Annotated in this window: 19 protein-coding genes; 12 read left to right on the forward strand and 7 right to left on the reverse strand. The window is 42.6% G+C overall.

The window, feature by feature from the left end:
- The first annotated feature begins 25 nt into the window (after window positions 1-25).
- The 4 genes from bamB (at window position 26) to PSU72_RS04350 (ending at window position 3,921) form a co-directional block, all read left to right on the forward strand.
- Window positions 26-1,216 carry an outer membrane protein assembly factor BamB gene (gene bamB / locus PSU72_RS04335; protein WP_300431017.1) on the forward strand — a complete coding sequence of 397 codons (1,191 nt, stop codon included), beginning with the start codon at window positions 26-28 and terminating at the stop codon, window positions 1,214-1,216.
- Between the two features lie 86 nt (window positions 1,217-1,302).
- A complete protein-coding gene (gene der / locus PSU72_RS04340; protein ID WP_300431019.1) occupies window positions 1,303-2,757 on the forward strand; it encodes a ribosome biogenesis GTPase Der in 1,455 nt (484 codons plus the stop codon).
- A 55-nt stretch (window positions 2,758-2,812) separates the two neighbouring features.
- Window positions 2,813-3,298, forward strand: a complete 486-nt coding sequence (locus PSU72_RS04345; protein ID WP_300431020.1) for a hypothetical protein — start codon at window positions 2,813-2,815, stop codon at window positions 3,296-3,298.
- 161 nt (window positions 3,299-3,459) lie between these two features.
- Window positions 3,460-3,921, forward strand: coding sequence for a ferritin-like domain-containing protein (locus PSU72_RS04350; RefSeq protein WP_300431022.1), 462 nt, complete (start codon window positions 3,460-3,462; stop codon window positions 3,919-3,921).
- 13 nt (window positions 3,922-3,934) lie between these two features.
- Here PSU72_RS04350 and PSU72_RS04355 read toward each other — a convergent pair whose 3' ends face one another.
- On the reverse strand, window positions 3,935-4,267 hold the full coding sequence (locus PSU72_RS04355; protein WP_300431024.1) for a hypothetical protein: 333 nt from the start codon (window positions 4,265-4,267) through the stop codon (window positions 3,935-3,937).
- Between the two features lie 42 nt (window positions 4,268-4,309).
- Entirely contained in the window at window positions 4,310-5,119 is an 810-nt protein-coding gene (locus PSU72_RS04360; RefSeq protein ID WP_013147627.1) for an outer membrane protein assembly factor BamD, read from the reverse strand.
- Between the two features lie 40 nt (window positions 5,120-5,159).
- Between PSU72_RS04360 and rluD the strand changes: the two genes are divergently transcribed.
- Both rluD and pgeF read left to right on the forward strand, forming a co-directional pair.
- A complete protein-coding gene (gene rluD, locus PSU72_RS04365) occupies window positions 5,160-6,251 on the forward strand; it encodes a 23S rRNA pseudouridine(1911/1915/1917) synthase RluD (protein WP_300431027.1) in 1,092 nt (363 codons plus the stop codon).
- Between the two features lie 5 nt (window positions 6,252-6,256).
- Complete coding sequence (pgeF, locus tag PSU72_RS04370; protein WP_300431029.1) at window positions 6,257-7,024, forward strand: peptidoglycan editing factor PgeF; 768 nt, start codon at window positions 6,257-6,259, stop codon at window positions 7,022-7,024.
- A 6-nt stretch (window positions 7,025-7,030) separates the two neighbouring features.
- On the opposite strand, the gene ygiD is transcribed toward pgeF, so the two are convergent.
- On the reverse strand, window positions 7,031-7,831 hold the full coding sequence (gene ygiD, locus PSU72_RS04375; protein ID WP_300431031.1) for a 4,5-DOPA dioxygenase extradiol: 801 nt from the start codon (window positions 7,829-7,831) through the stop codon (window positions 7,031-7,033).
- A gap of 153 nt (window positions 7,832-7,984) precedes the next feature.
- Between ygiD and PSU72_RS04380 the strand changes: the two genes are divergently transcribed.
- Window positions 7,985-8,890, forward strand: coding sequence for a ZIP family metal transporter (locus PSU72_RS04380; RefSeq protein ID WP_300431033.1), 906 nt, complete (start codon window positions 7,985-7,987; stop codon window positions 8,888-8,890).
- Here the strand turns inward: PSU72_RS04380 and PSU72_RS04385 are convergent.
- Window positions 8,834-9,061, reverse strand: coding sequence for a hypothetical protein (locus PSU72_RS04385; RefSeq protein WP_300431035.1), 228 nt, complete (start codon window positions 9,059-9,061; stop codon window positions 8,834-8,836). The two genes, PSU72_RS04380 and PSU72_RS04385, sit on opposite strands and share 57 nt — an antisense overlap.
- Window positions 9,062-9,226: 165 nt before the next feature.
- Between PSU72_RS04385 and rimO the strand changes: the two genes are divergently transcribed.
- From rimO to PSU72_RS04400, 3 genes are read left to right on the forward strand one after another with little or no spacing between them, the layout of a single operon-like run.
- Window positions 9,227-10,564, forward strand: a complete 1,338-nt coding sequence (gene rimO, locus PSU72_RS04390) for a 30S ribosomal protein S12 methylthiotransferase RimO (RefSeq protein WP_300431037.1) — start codon at window positions 9,227-9,229, stop codon at window positions 10,562-10,564.
- A gap of 2 nt (window positions 10,565-10,566) precedes the next feature.
- The gene (locus PSU72_RS04395; RefSeq protein WP_300431039.1) at window positions 10,567-11,088 is read left to right on the forward strand and encodes a gamma-glutamylcyclotransferase family protein; all 522 of its coding nucleotides are present in this window, start codon (window positions 10,567-10,569) and stop codon (window positions 11,086-11,088) included.
- 6 nt (window positions 11,089-11,094) lie between these two features.
- Window positions 11,095-11,424: a hypothetical protein gene (locus tag PSU72_RS04400; protein WP_300431041.1), complete on the forward strand. Its 330-nt coding sequence runs from the start codon at window positions 11,095-11,097 to the stop codon at window positions 11,422-11,424.
- 68 nt (window positions 11,425-11,492) lie between these two features.
- Here the strand turns inward: PSU72_RS04400 and PSU72_RS04405 are convergent, their stop codons facing one another.
- The gene (locus tag PSU72_RS04405; RefSeq protein ID WP_300431043.1) at window positions 11,493-11,900 is read right to left on the reverse strand and encodes a helix-turn-helix domain-containing protein; all 408 of its coding nucleotides are present in this window, start codon (window positions 11,898-11,900) and stop codon (window positions 11,493-11,495) included.
- Between the two features lie 201 nt (window positions 11,901-12,101).
- Between PSU72_RS04405 and PSU72_RS04410 the strand changes: the two genes are divergently transcribed.
- Window positions 12,102-12,650: a flavodoxin family protein gene (locus tag PSU72_RS04410; protein ID WP_300431045.1), complete on the forward strand. Its 549-nt coding sequence runs from the start codon at window positions 12,102-12,104 to the stop codon at window positions 12,648-12,650.
- A 9-nt stretch (window positions 12,651-12,659) separates the two neighbouring features.
- Here PSU72_RS04410 and PSU72_RS04415 read toward each other — a convergent pair whose 3' ends face one another.
- Together PSU72_RS04415 and PSU72_RS04420 are read right to left on the reverse strand one after the other, a co-directional pair.
- Window positions 12,660-12,983 (reverse strand): hypothetical protein, encoded by a 324-nt coding sequence (locus tag PSU72_RS04415; protein ID WP_300431047.1) that lies wholly within the window; start codon window positions 12,981-12,983, stop codon window positions 12,660-12,662.
- Window positions 12,984-13,086: 103 nt separating this feature from the next.
- Entirely contained in the window at window positions 13,087-13,707 is a 621-nt protein-coding gene (locus tag PSU72_RS04420; RefSeq protein ID WP_300431049.1) for a TetR family transcriptional regulator, read from the reverse strand.
- A 305-nt stretch (window positions 13,708-14,012) separates the two neighbouring features.
- On the opposite strand from PSU72_RS04420, the gene PSU72_RS04425 reads away from it, so the two are divergent.
- Window positions 14,013-15,230 (forward strand): efflux RND transporter periplasmic adaptor subunit, encoded by a 1,218-nt coding sequence (locus PSU72_RS04425; protein ID WP_300431051.1) that lies wholly within the window; start codon window positions 14,013-14,015, stop codon window positions 15,228-15,230.
- Window positions 15,231-15,262: the final 32 nt, after the last annotated feature.

Consider the following 15,262-nt stretch of genomic DNA (forward strand, 5'->3'; position numbering starts at 1 on the left):
CAAATAAATAAGCTGGAGCATTGTATTGTCTTTACATCAATTTAAAAAAGCATCATTAAACCTATTGGCTGTTATAAGCTTATTGTTGATAACCGCCTGCAGCACAATTTCAGACCTTAAAACGGACGTATCAGACAAGATTTTTGGTCGCGAGGCTGCAGATGCGCCTGATCCATTGGTAGAGATAAAAGAAACAGCCACCGCTCAACTTCTGTGGCAAGCCAAAGTAGGCCCTGCTGAGGACTTTGATTTTTCACCAGTACTTGAGGCTGGTTATGCTTATGCAGCGAGTGCAAATGGGGAAGTTGTTAAATTAGATGCTACGAATGGCAAGCAGGTTTGGCGCGTAAACGCAGGTGAAAAATTATCAGGTGGTGTGGGTGTAGGCGGTAGTTTAGTGTTAGTCGGTACGCAAAAAGGTGTGGTTTATGCATATGATATTGAAGGCAAACTACAGTGGAAATCTAAACTTAGCAGCGAAATATTAAGTGCACCAAAGTATTTTGATGGCATTGTAATTGCTCGAACTGGTGATAGTCGTATTTACGGCATTAATGCAAATGATGGTAGCCGCAAATGGGTTTATGATCGCACCAGCCCTGCGCTTACTTTGCGTAGCAGCGCAGGTGTGGTGGTAGATGGTGGCGCGGTGTATGCGGGTTTTGGTGGTGGGAAGCTGGTAGCAATACGCGCCGATAACGGAAAGTTGTTATGGGAAGCTTCTGTCGCTCAGCCTAAAGGGGTAACCGAGATTGAACGTATCGCGGATATTACCAGCTTACCGTTTGTAGATGGACCGTTAGTATATGCTGTAGCTTACCAAGGCAGAATTGCAGCGGTTGATAGAATAACTGGCAGAGTGATTTGGAACCGTGATATATCAAGCTTATCTGGGATTAGTGTAGAAGACGGTCGAATATTTGTATCACATGCCATGGGTTCGGTTTATTCGTTAGATTACACTACAGGCAAAACTTTTTGGCGCCAAGCCGCGCTTAAAAACCGCCAGTTATCAGCACCAGTGCCCATGGGAAGTCTAGTAGCAGTAGGCGATGTAGAAGGTTACGTTCACTTTTTAAGTCGTGATGATGGCGCACTCGCCTCGAGAGTTAAGACTAGTAATAGTCCTATTATGCCAATGATGGCAGCAATCAATAGCACGACCGTGTTAGCACAAACACGTGACGGCGGCATTTATGCAATTCAGGTTAAATGATCGCCGCAGCAAAATTGCAGAAATAGAAAAAGTTTAAAGCCTTAGCCAACGCGCTATCTGGCTCAAGTAATTATTAGAAGGCTCGTATGTTACCTACCGTTGTTTTGGTTGGCCGACCCAATGTCGGCAAATCCACTTTATTTAATCGACTGACTAAAAGTCGTGACGCATTAGTCGCGGACTTGCCCGGGCTAACTCGCGACCGTCACTATGGCCGTGGAATCGGTGCGAGTCAGCCATACTTAGTGGTAGACACGGGTGGTTTTGAGCCGAACACGGATAGTGGCATTCTTAAGGCCATGGCGGTTCAAACACTCTTGGCGATTGATGAAGCTGATGTGATTATCTTTTTGGTGGATGGACGTCAAGGCGCAACACCGCAAGATATGGAGATTGCTAACCGTTTACGTAGAAGTAAATGTCCAGTATTGCTCGCAGTCAATAAAACTGAGGGGATGAACAAAGCCGTTGTTAGCGCGGAGTTTCACGAGTTGGGCTTAGGCGATCCATTGTCAATTTCATCTGCGCATGGCGAAGGTGTGAAAGATATTATCGACCTAGCGCTTGAAAGTTTTCATGAAGAGCAAGAAGAGCCAGAGTTAGACCAAACAGGTGAGAGAATACCTAAAGTCGCGATTGTAGGTCGTCCTAACGTAGGTAAATCTACACTTGTAAATGCCTTGCTTGGTGAAGAACGCGTGATTGCGTTTGATGAGCCTGGTACCACGCGTGATTCTATCTCAATCGATTTAGAAAAAAACGGTAAACATTACACACTTATAGATACTGCTGGTGTGCGTAAGCGCGGTCGCGTACTTGAAGCAATTGAAAAATTCTCCGTCATTAAAACCATACAGTCTATTGAAGAAGCTAATGTGGTGATTTTGGTAGTGGATGCGCAAGAAGGTATCACTGAGCAAGATGCACACGTTGCTGCTTATATCCTAGATGCTGGTCGTGCGCTGGTTGTGGCTATCAATAAATGGGATGGCTTGAAAGAAGAAGAGCGCGATTGGGTTAAACGCGAAATCGACCGTAAGTTGATGTTTTTAGACTTCGCGGAGTTTCATTATATTTCTGCGTTACGCAAAAAAGGTCTGCCAGAGCTATTTAAATCAGTCGATATTGCCTTTAAAGCGGCGTTTGCTAAACTTGCTACGCCACAACTTACCCGCGTGCTAATTGATGCCTTACAGCAGCACCAGCCGCCGATCAGCAAAGGCATTAGACCTAAGCTGCGTTACGCGCATCAAGGTGGTAGCAATCCACCTATTGTCGTGGTGCATGGTAATCATGTGGATGGCGTAAAAGATGCTTATACAAGATTCTTAGAAAAAACTTTCCGCAGAACCTTCCAGCTATCAGGCACGCCATTACGTGTGCAGTACAAGCAAGGTAGCAATCCGTTTGCTGAAGATGAAGACAAACGTAAACCTGGTGAAGGTATTGTGAGTATGCGTCGCCGTAAAACAGCACACCGTGCCGAATTAAAAGCGAAAAAAGACGTGGAAGATAAAGATAGAAGCGCCAAAAAGCGATAGTCAGTTGATAGGTAACCTCTTAACTAAGTCGCGTAAGTGTTCGTGAAGATAATCTATGATATACAAGCACAGAAGTAAGGTAGCGCACCTGCCACGTTGGCAATCATTAGCAACACATATCGTGTTCGTGATATGCGCAACTTCTGGTAGTTGGTATTTGTTAGCGCATGAGTTTCAAATCACCCCCATAGCCGTTGAAAATCACAGCATACTTATGGCACATGGTGTTGCCGCTTATTTTCTTGTATTACTATTTGGTGCTGTGATACCAACGCACATCAAAGCGGGTTGGAAAAGTAAGCGGAATCGTGTTTCTGGTGGTTTTATGGTGACTGTGATGAGCTTGTTATTAATTTCAGGCTTGTTTCTATACTACGCGGATGAAACCCGAGAAATTGCTTTGTGGACGCACTGGATCGTTGGTGGCGTGTTGTTAGTCTTATTTCCCTATCATTTTATCGCTGGTCGTCGCGCTAATTATTTAGCACTTAAACGCGATAAGCATCAAAAAAGTCAGTCTAATTTTATCAACCTAAATTAACTAGCGTCATCAATTGTAGTTAATATCTAGTTTCGCTATATCCATACTGTTGATACTAAAAATGCGAACTATTCGCAATTCTGCAAGCTATATTTATTTACGATACACTGTCTCCCTTAGAGCTTAAAAACTCAATTTTTACTAGATTCAGGAGAATAAAAATGGCCGCAGATCACGATATTTCAACCCCAGTAACCAAAGCATTAAATACAATTTTAGAGTTAGAACTCGCTGGCGTTGTGCGCTATACGCATTATGCATTAATGGTGTTTGGCTATAACCGCATTCCTATTGTTTCCTGGTTGCGTAGTCAAGCTGCAGAGTCTCTGACCCATGCAGATAAGGCTGGAGAGTTGATCACGCATTTAGGCGCTCACCCATCACTTTCTATTGGGCCGCTACTCGAAACACATAACCATGATATTGGCGATATTCTGCGTGAATCGCTAGCACACGAAACTGTTTCTCTGAATGCTTATAAAGCCTTGTTGAAACTGGTTGAGGGTGACTCAGTGATGCTAGAAGAGTATGCACGTGAGATGATTTACCAAGAAGAGTTGCATCTAGGCGAAGTTGATAAAATGTTAAGAAAACCAGGAGAAATTGCTAAATTTCAAGGTTGAGTTTAACCATGCCTCAAAGGTTGGGATGATTTTCTAAAGATTTGTTCTCAACTGGAAGCTCATAAGGGTCTGCTACATACGCAGGCCCTTTCATCACAATCACCACTACGCAGCCAATCGCTACAGTGCCTATAAAGAACCAAAGGCTAAATAGCACGCCTAGGCACTGATAAATGATTTTTAGCTGCTCTGCATTTAAAGCGTCATTGAATAAATACAGTTTTAATATAATTGCACATGGAAAAAACGCACTAATAAAAAATATTCGCGGTATTTTTTTAAGTAAAACCCACTCTAAGCCAGAAGGCGATTGAGTAAATCCAGGTAATTTATTGAAATATCCCATGCTGATTTGGCGCAAAAAATCTAAATACGTTCATTTAGATCACTATTTTGTGTAGAGACTTTCCCAAAACTTCCACCAAACGCGTTCGTCAGCAGGGGCACCATTGCCTAGTAGCGCACTATTCGGGTAGTTCGTTTCTAAAATGCGTACAGTATCCTTTTTAAGGTCATCTAAGCCCATTAAGTCGTAAGCGCTAATCATGGTGACCAATGCTTGTTCAACACCAGGTGTTTGTGGGTAGTATTCCAGCACATATTTGCAACGATTAATAGCAGCTAAGTAAGCTTGGCGCTTCATGTAGTAATTAGCTACATCTAATTCGTGATCGGATAAGCTATTTGCCAAATAAACCATGCGTTGCGTGGCGTCTTTTGCATATTTGCTGTTTGGATAACGTGTGACTAAATCTTTAAATGTCACGAATGAATCACGTAGTGAGCGTGGATCGCGATCACTAATTTGTTGTTTTGTTAGTTTTTCAATGACACCACGTTCGTTAAATACGGCTAAGCCTTTTAGATAATAGGCGTAATCAACGTTAGGGTGATTGGGGTGTAATTTAATAAAACGGTCGGCCGCTGCAACACATAAAACTGGGTCTTGTTTTTTAAAGTGAGCATAGGCAGTTTCAAGCTGGGCTTGAGCTGCAAAGCGTCCATTAGGGTAACGAGACTCTAGCTTGCCAAAATAAACAATGGCTTTATCATAGTCTTTATCACGCATTTTTTCTGAACCCATTTGATAAATGCGTTCTGCTGTTAAGCCTTTGGTATCATCCAGTTCTGTAGGTGCACCAAATATAGCGCAACCATTCATTAACAAGGCGAACATTAAAATTAAGATATACTTCATGCCGAAACCTACTTTAAGAAATTAGTAATAATTATAACCGATGACAGACGCTACTCCACAACCACTTAATAATACTCTTACGTTGACTATTTCAAATGATTTAGGCGGGTTACGCTTAGATGTTGCATTGCAACGCATGTTGCCCGAACACTCACGTTCACGCTTACAAACTTGGATTAAAGAAGGCTTAGTCACTGTAGACCAATTGCCTAGTACTTCCAAAACCAAAGTGTGGGGGGGCGAACAGATTGTTGTGCAGGTACAAGCCAAGCCAGAAAATTACGCTTATGTCGCAGAAGACATTCCGCTGGATATTGTATTTGAAGATGATCATATCATGATCATTAATAAACCTGCCGGCATGGTGGTTCATCCTGCGGCGGGTAATTGGGGCGGTACGCTGCTTAATGCGTTGTTATTTCATGCGCCAGAATTAAAAGATGTACCACGTGCGGGTATTGTTCACAGGCTAGACAAAGACACCAGCGGTATTTTGGTAGTGGCAAAAACTTTAGCTGCACAAACTAATTTAGTGCGTCAGTTGCAGGCAAGAACCGTTAAACGCGAATATCGCGCGATTGTATGGGGTCAGTTGTGGCGTAATGGCGTGGTAGATCAAGCGATTGGTCGCGATCCACGTTCACGTACCAAAATGGCGCTAAACCGTATGGGTAAGCCAGCCATTACGCGTTATGAAATATTAGAGCGTTTTTCAGTGCAAACTTATTTGCGTTGTAATCTGGAAACAGGTCGTACCCATCAAATTCGTGTGCATATGCAGTCTTTGAAAGCGCCTATCGTCGGCGACCCTGTGTATGGTTTCCGCGGCATCATTCCTATTCGTGTGATGACACAAACTTTACGTGATGAAGTCAGTCAATTCAACAGGCAAGCATTACATGCCATTAAGCTTGGCTTGATGCATCCAGCGACCAATGAATTTATGGAATGGCAAATTGAGCTGGCAGATGACATGAAAGCCTTGCTGGAAGCCATGCGCCATGAAGATCCGCGTAATGAAGACGAAGAAGAGTTTGAGTTTAGTTCTGAGCCTTATCTTTCTGATGAAGATTATGAGGACGACGAAGACTTTGATGACGATGATGATTTGGAGCTCGAAGACGAGGAGTAAATACCATGTCTGATTTACAGTTTATTATTCCAAATTGGCCAGCACCTAACAATGTAAAAGCGCTGCAAACCACGCGCAATGGTGGTGTGAGTCAGTCGCCCTATGCTAGCTTGAATTTTGGTGCACACGTCAATGATGATGGGATTGCTGTTGCCAAAAATCGTCAACTATTAAGCCCTTATTTACCAAGTGAGCCTGTGTGGGTAAATCAGGTACACGGTGTTGAAGTGATAGATGCAGCGCAAAGCACCTGCTTGCAAGACGCCGATGCTTCTTTTACTACTCAGGCTAACGTGGTTTGCGTGACGATGACGGCAGATTGTTTGCCAGTGTTGCTTTGTGACAAAGCTGGCACAGTGGTTGCTGCTGTGCATGCGGGTTGGCGTGGTTTGTGTGATGGTGCTATTGAGGCGGCCGTAAATAAACTACCTGTTGAAAGAAGCGAGATTTTAGCTTGGCTTGGTCCTGCAATTGGCCCTGATGCTTTTGAAGTGGGTGATGAAGTGCGTCAGCAATTTATGCAACATGATAGTCAGGCAGAACAAGCATTCAAGCAGCATGGCAGCAAATGGCTTTGCAATATGTATTTAATCGCCCAACAACGCTTAAATAAACTAGGTGTAACGCAAATCTACGGCGGCGGCGACCTGGGGCTTTACGATGAACTTAGTAGTGAACATTTCTGCACCTACACCGATGAAGCACGCTTTTTTTCATTCAGACGCGATAATGTTACGGGGCGCATGGCGAGTTTAATTTGGCTGGCTAATTAACAGCTTCTAACTCACTGTTGACTGGTAAATCACGCTACGCATACTTAATGCGCCCAACTCAAAATTTTCTGTTATAAACTGCATGTTGTCATCAGCGTGTTTAACGGCGGCTATGTAAAGCAGTGGCAAATAATGCTCATCAGTAGGCACAGCAAATCTTGCTGAGTCACCATCGCGAGAGATGTCTAATAAGGCGGCCTCATCTTCTAATTCCAAGGCTTTTTTAATGTAATCGTCAAAACTAATCACCCATTCAGGTGTTTTGCCTTGCATGTTGAGCTTGCCTAAATTATGCACAATGTTGCCGCTACCTATTATCATTACCCCTTGTTCACGTAGGCTTGCTAACTGCTTAGCCAACTTAAAATGCCCGGAAAAGTCTAAATTTACATCTAAACTAAGCTGAAAAACGGGTACATCAGCCATAGGGAAAAGTGACTGTAGAACTGACCAAGCTCCATGGTCTAAGCCCCAATCTAAGGTGCTTGTTACTTTATTGTTGGGAAATAAATCGCATACCATTTTTGCGTATTCTGGTGAGCCTGGCGCGGGGTATTCCTGAGCGAATAACTCTGCAGGAAATCCGCCAAAATCGTGTATGGTTTGCGGCTTTTCTACTGCACAAACTTGTGTGCCACGCGTTTGCCAATGTGCAGAAATGCATAGTATCGCGTTAGGTTTGGGCAAACGTTTACCCAAAGCCAGCCAAGCATCGCGATATGGGTTGTCTGTAATCGCATTCATCGGGTTGCCGTGCCCTATAAAGATGGCTGGCATACGCGTGATATTTTCTTGGTTTTTAATCATATAAATTTAATTGTGCTAATCGATTGATATACCAAATTATGTTGGGATGATAACGGTTTTAACAAGCAATCAAGTACGACTAAGACTTTGCTTGAATATATTCAGTATAATGCACACTTCGTCAGTTGTTAAAATCACCTTATTTGAAACTCTATGTTAAACCTAGCCATCAATTCTGCACCGCTATCTGTACTTAGTTGGATCGTTTTATCCAGCTTATTGGGCGGAGTATTGAGTGTTTGTTTGGCCGCATTATTTGCGCTTAACGTGCGAACCTCATGGGTGCCCATGCTGGTGAGTTACGCCATTGGCGCCATGTTAGGCGCTGTGTTTTTAGAGATTTTGCCGCATGCGTTTAGTATTGCCGGCAGTGTAGAAAAAGTTTCCGCAACGCTGTTATTTGGCTTACTTTTATTTTTTGTCTTAGAAAAATTAGTCATCTGGCGCCATTGCCACGGCGACCATTGTGAAGTGCACGCGGTACATACAGAAGAAAATTGCCCTGTCACTCACCCAGAAAAAGAAGGAGGTGCTAAATATCGCGCAGTGACCGCGCAGCAGCCAACTATATTGCTAAGCGACGCGCATAGCCATGCTCACACACATGATGGTGGCAGAAGTGGCTTGATGATTATGATAGGCGACACCTTTCACAACTTTATTGATGGTATTTTGATTGCTGCTGCATTTACGGCTGATATTAAATTGGGGCTTGTAACTGCAATAGCCATTATTGCGCATGAAATTCCACAAGAAGTCGGCGATTTTTTAATCTTGCTGCATTCAGGATATACGAAGAAACAGGCCTTAATTTTTAACTTGGTTTCAAGTGTCGCGACGATGGTCGGTGGTTTGATTGCTTATTATGCGCTGCAATATGTGCAAAGCTGGATACCTGTTATTTTAGGCTTGGCAGCTTCTAGTTTACTTTATGTCGCTGTGGCAGATTTGATTCCAGGTTTGCATAAACGCACAGAATTAAAAGCGACGATCGCGCAAGTATTACTCATCTCGATTGGTGTCAGCACCATCTTGGTCGCCCACTTCTTCCTCGAGTAAAGATTTTTGGTGTTTTTTAAAGCGTCTATGATTGACGCCTAATATCCACAATAACAACGCGCAGGGTAGTAACCCATAAAACACAAAGCTTAGCAGGCCTGCCGTGATGGTTTTTTCAGTCGCTGCCATTAGTACGGTGATGTAAAGCCAAGCAATTGCAATAATGTACATAATTTTTTTAAAAACTAAAACATCGTCACTATACGTTGTTGCTAAAATTTTAAGCGCTCACATATAAAACATATGCATCGCACCTAAATTTTTTTAGCGCCTAGTCTAGTTTAGACGTTTTAATTTTAGTGTCACCCTATTTAAATTTGAAATGTGAGTTTTAAAATGAGTTTATCAAATCCAAAAGTTGGCTTCGTCTCTCTCGGTTGCCCTAAAGCGGGCTCAGATGCAGAGCGTATTCTCACCCAATTGCGTGCAGAAGGCTATGAAATTTCAGGCAGTTACGAAGATGCTGATTTAGTTGTGGTTAATACCTGCGGCTTTATTGATAGCGCGGTAGAAGAGTCACTAGATGCCATTGGTGAAGCGATTGCCAAAAACGGTAAAGTGATTGTGACTGGCTGCTTAGGCGCGAAAAAGGGCGTGGTCGAGGCTGCACACCCAAGTGTGCTAGCGGTTACAGGCCCACATGCTTTAGAAGAAGTGATGACGGCCGTGCATGCTAACTTGCCAAAATTACATGAGCCATTTATTGATTTAGTACCGCCACAAGGTATACGCTTAACGCCTAGTCATTACGCGTATTTAAAAATTTCAGAAGGCTGTAACCACCGTTGTAGCTTCTGCATTATTCCAAGTATGCGTGGCGATTTAGTCAGCCGCCCGATTGGTGAAGTGTTGAATGAAGCGGAAAACTTAGTTAAAGCGGGTGTGAGTGAGATTTTAGTCATATCACAAGATACTTCTGCTTACGGCGTAGATGTTAAATACCGCCCAGGTTTTTGGAATGGTCGTCCAGTGAAAACGCGTATGACTGAGCTTTGTCAAAGCTTAAGTGATTTAGGTGTATGGACGCGCTTGCATTATGTTTATCCTTATCCGCACGTAGACGAAGTAATTCCTTTGATGGCAGATGGTTTGATTCTGCCTTATTTGGATGTGCCATTTCAGCACGCCAGTCCACGTATTTTAAAAGCCATGAAACGTCCAGCGCATGCAGAGAATAACCTCGCTCGCATTAAAGCATGGCGCGAAATCTGCCCAGATATTACCGTGCGTAGTACTTTCATCGCAGGTTTCCCAGGCGAAACTGAAGATGATTTCCAAATGTTATTAGACTTTTTAGAAGAAGCGCAGTTAGATAGAGTAGGTTGCTTTGCTTACTCTGCGGTCGATGGTGCAAAAGCCAACGAACTGCCAGACCAAGTGCCAGAAGAAGTGAAGCAAGAGCGTTTAAGCCGTTTTATGGCTGTACAAGAGCGAATTAGCGCGGCCAAATTACACAACAAAATCGGTAGCATTCAAACAGTTTTAGTCGATGAAATTGTGCAGGATTCTGAGGGTAATATTGAAGCGATAGGTCGCACTAAAGCCGATGCACCAGAGATTGATGGCGTGGTGTATATGGAAGATGCCGATGGTTTAACGCCAGGCGATTTTGTTGAAGTTGAGATTTATAGTGCTGATGGACATGATTTGAGGGGCGGGCCACCGAGGGGTTAATTATGCCTAAAGTTTTCTATCTTGCTTATGGTTCAAATCTGCATCCTCTCAGACTTCAAGAGCGTGTTCCGTCAGCTAGAGTTGTAGGGGTGATTGAGTTGTCTGGGTATCAATTGGTGTTTCATAAACAGAGTAATGATGATTCTGGAAAATGTCTTTTAAGTAAAACACTAGATATTTTGTGTAAGATTTATGTAGTACTTTATGAGTTTGATATATCCCATAAGGCAGCACTTGATGAAGCTGAAGGTATTGGCAATGGATATGATGAAGAACTGATGAGTGTTACTTTAGATGGAAGTGATTACAGAGCTTACATCTATATGGCTTCTATAACACACATAAATTCAGCACTTATTCCGTACACTTGGTATAAAAACCTCGTTATTGCTGGAGCTCGTTTTCATAATTTCCCAGTTGATTATATTGAAAGTATCGAATCTGTCCCTTCAAGAGAAGACTTAAATGAATCTAGGCAAACAAAAAATCAGAATTTACTTGAGCGAATGTTTACTTATCAATAATCGTTGGTGGCGACTATTGATAAACTTTTTCGCCCCTCGGCGAGTTACTTTATTTTGCTTGCCCAAAATAAAGTAACCAAACAAAAAGGCACCCCCTCCCGCTTGTTTCCTGCGTTGCTCAACTTCATGGGCGTCAATCGGAAACTCGCCAATAAAATCACTTGGCTCAAACAGCCGCTTGCCGAAAACTCCCATGAAGCTGAACAACGCAGGCGCGGTAGCAGGGGATTTAAGGTCAAAGGCGGTGACGTTTCATGGATTTCTGTTTATTCGGAATATTTTCAAATTCAGTCAAGTAGGGTGGGCAACTTGTTTGCCCACGCGGTGAAATGCTAAAAGGTTCGCTACGCGTGGGTTCAAGAACCCACGCTACTTGATCTACGCTGAAATGACAGACTTTTGCGTTATTTTCTGTTCAATTCATCGTAAGTCGTTTGTGCAGCTAGCACTTCATTAATATTCGTTTCAGACCAAGTTTTCACTGCATAAAGTAAGTCTTTAAGCGTGTGTCCTAGCGGAGTAAGTGAGTATTCTACTTTTGGCGGTACGGTGGCGTGTACTTTCCTGCTGACTAAGCCGTCACGTTCCAAGCCACGCAGGGTTTGCGTGAGCATTTTTTGTGATATTCCACCTATCTCGCGTTGCAGATTGCTGAAGCGTTTGGTTTCGCTTTCTAGCAATATCATCACTAACACAGTCCATTTGTCGGCGATTCTATTAAGTATCAAGCGCGTAGGGCAGTCTGCGTTAAATGCAGATGCTTCGGGTTGAGTGCTTAATTGCACGGTGTTTAAGTTTTCAGTGCCGTCCATGTTAGTTTTCTGTCTTTCTCAAAATATTTTTATCTAGGTATCTACAAGGTGCTTATATAACGTTTTAGTGCCTACTTACTTAAAGTGACTAATGTGATTATACTTTGCTAACTAAATAAAACATACAGCCTTATGTTGTCTAATAGACGGATTTGCGCTTAGTAAAATGAAGCTGTCACCTTTAAATTCTGGAGAATAAAAATGAGTAATGTAGTTGTGATTTACCACAGTGGCTATGGCCATACAAAGAAGCAGGCCGAAGCCGTGGCTGAAGGCGCAAAAGCAGATTTAATCGCAATTAGTGAGAACGGTGAAATTGCCGATACAGATTGGGCCAAATTAGATGCTGCTAAAGCGATTATTATGGGCTCACCAACTTATATGGGTTCTGTGAGCTGGCAATTTAAGAAGTTTGCGGATGCCAGCTCCAAAAGATGGTTTACGCAAGCATGGAAAAATAAGGTTTTTGCAGGATTTACTAACTCAGCCTCAGTTAACGGTGATAAGGCGTCAACGATTCAGTATTTAATGACATTGGCTATGCAGCATTGTGGGGTTTGGGTGGGCACTGCGTTAATGTCACCAAATACTAAGACGGCAAAGCACGGTGACGTGAATTATGTGGGTGGTTTTGCTGGTGCGTTAATGGCATCACCCAGCGATTCATCAGTAGATGAAGTGAATAGGGGTGATTTAGAAGCCGCTAGATTATTAGGCGTGCGTATTGCGGAGTTTGCAGCTAAGGCTTAATAGCGACGTTTAAGCGAATAAGTCTTGATGAATAGGAGCAGGGCGCTGGCTGTCAGCGCGCTCTTCTAAAAAGTCGAAAGTAAGTGGACAGCGTGTAGGTTTTTTTGTGGCTTGACGGCGTTTTGGCGTTGTTGCTTCTAAATCTATGAATGGCGTTTGACTCAGACGGATGTAACCTGAACTTGCGAGCTTTTGTGTGGTGATTTCAAATAGGCTTAATGGATTGTCGATGTTTTGCAATGTGACTAGCAATGGCGTTACTTTTATGACGTTGTACATAACAAATTTAGCCGAAGTTTGCTTACCATATATTTCGCCAATTTGTACTTTCACATCGCCTCCGAAGCCAGACTAGCCACAGTGACATGGCTCTATATTGTCATTTCACGCTGATAATATAGCCATGCTTAGTGATTAACAAGCGTTTTGCTGATAATTACTGTTTTCTGCGTAAATTGATGTGTGACTTGATGAGCTCTTTGGCTTGATTCCTAAACATAGAGCCGTCAGCATCTTTAACCCACATATGCAATAAACCGCCAAAAAACAAATGAGTATCTAATGCTAGAGCTAGCGGTGTATGTTTACATGCGAGAAGGTTTTGCGCTTCTGCACGCTCATAGGCGAGCTTAATTTTACCTGTGATGCTAGAGCAGTTGCTTAGGATTTGTTGAAGTACTAAAGAGAATTCGTCTACGTATTCGCATTTAATCATCATGATTTCATACGTTTGACGCATTTCGATGTTGTTATTGAGGTCATCGAAAGTGACACAAAGGCTATTTTCAATTTGGGTGAGAGGATCTTCATTACTCGCTAAGGTCAGTGAGTCATCCATGCGGTCTATGAGCGGCAGAAACACTTGGTCGCGAATAGCATGAAAAATATCAGTTTTATTTTTAAAGTGCCAATATACGGCGCCACGCGTGACTTCTGCATGTGCAGCAATATGTTCTAGGGTTGATCGGCTTACGCCGCGTGCTAAGAATACTGCGCGCGCAGAGTTAATAATGCGTTTTCGCGTGAGTTCTGCATCTTCTTTAGTTTTTCTAACCATTTAAATTGTTCTCGCCATTTAAGTAGTTTACTTAATATGAATTAGGTAACCCAAATCAATTTGTTAAATATTTGTAAAATATATATACATACATTCTTGTTTGTATATAATATACATACAAACAAGAATGTAAGCAAGTAAAATTTTCTGATAAATGATAAAAACTCTATATTAATCATTGATATAGATGAAATTGTGCTAAATAACTAATTAAACGAAATGGCTGAGTAGCTAATTTAACTAAGCAATAATTAAGCTAAGCAATCAATTAAATAAAGAAATCAATTCAATAAGTGGAGCCAACAATGTTATTCAACGTCGCGAAACAACGCCCTCAAATACATTTATTAAAAAGTAAATCATTAGCAGGGGCGGTAAAACTTACCACAATCGCACTGATGGTTGGCTTGGCTTTAAATGGTTGTAGTAAAAAAAATGATGCTGCACAAGCAGGTGGCGGTATGCCAGCCATGCCAGTCGGTGTGATTGAGTTAAAAGCAACCAGTGTGCCGATTAGTGCGGAAGCCGTAGCGCAAACTGAAGGTGCAAAAGAAGTTGAAATACGTCCTCGCGTCGGTGGTATTTTGCTTAAAAAACTATTTGAAGAGGGTGCGCCAATTAAAGCGGGTCAGGCCATGTTTTTGATTGACCCTGTGCCATTTCAAATTGCCTTATCAAATGCTAAAGCGCAGTTAGCTCAACAGCAAGCCCATGTAGAGCAAACTCAACGTGAAGCAACGCGTTTAGATGGTTTGTTGGTGTCACAGTCTATTAGTAAGCGTGAAGCTGATAATGCTGGTTCTGACAGCACCTTAGCACGTGCAGCATTAGCGCAAGCCGAGGCTGGTGTTCGTGAGGCGCAGTTAAATCTTTCGTACACAACGGTAACCTCACCACTTTCAGGCATTGCTGGACGTTTTGAGTTTTCAGAGGGTGCGTTAGTGAATGCTAATACTAGTTTGTTGACGACAGTTAGCCAAATAAGCCCAATTTGGGCACGTTTCAGTTTGTCTGATAGTGAGTTGGCGCAATTGGGCGGGCACTTATCGTCATCTAACGTAAAAGAAGTGGCGTTAATCATGCCAAATGGCAAGGAGTACGCTTCAAAAGGAAGTTTAAACTTTGCTGCAAGTGGTATAGACCCTCAACTTGGCACTCAGCAATTACGCGCAACGTTTGAAAATCCTGATAAAAGTTTATTACCGGGTCAGTTTGTACGTGTTCGTGTGACTACTGGTCATAAAGATGGCGTGTTTGTTGTGCCACAAACATCAGTTTTAACAAATGACCAAGGCAAATTTGTTTACATTGCGAATGATAAAAACGAAGCGACTATTAAACCGATTGTTGTTGGTAACTGGGTAGGGACAGACTGGGTAGTATTAAGTGGTCTTGAGGCTGGTGAAAAAGTGATTGTTGATAATGTCATCAAATTGCGTCCAGGGGCTGCTGTTGCGCCACATCCTGCGGGAGAAGCGCCTGCAGCGCCAGCTGATAAATCTAAAGATGCTGCTGCAAAGTAAGTCTAACTAATAATACTTAAATGAAGAATATT

It is taken from the genome of Methylotenera sp., from assembly GCF_029945535.1.
Classification (GTDB): domain Bacteria; phylum Pseudomonadota; class Gammaproteobacteria; order Burkholderiales; family Methylophilaceae; genus Methylotenera.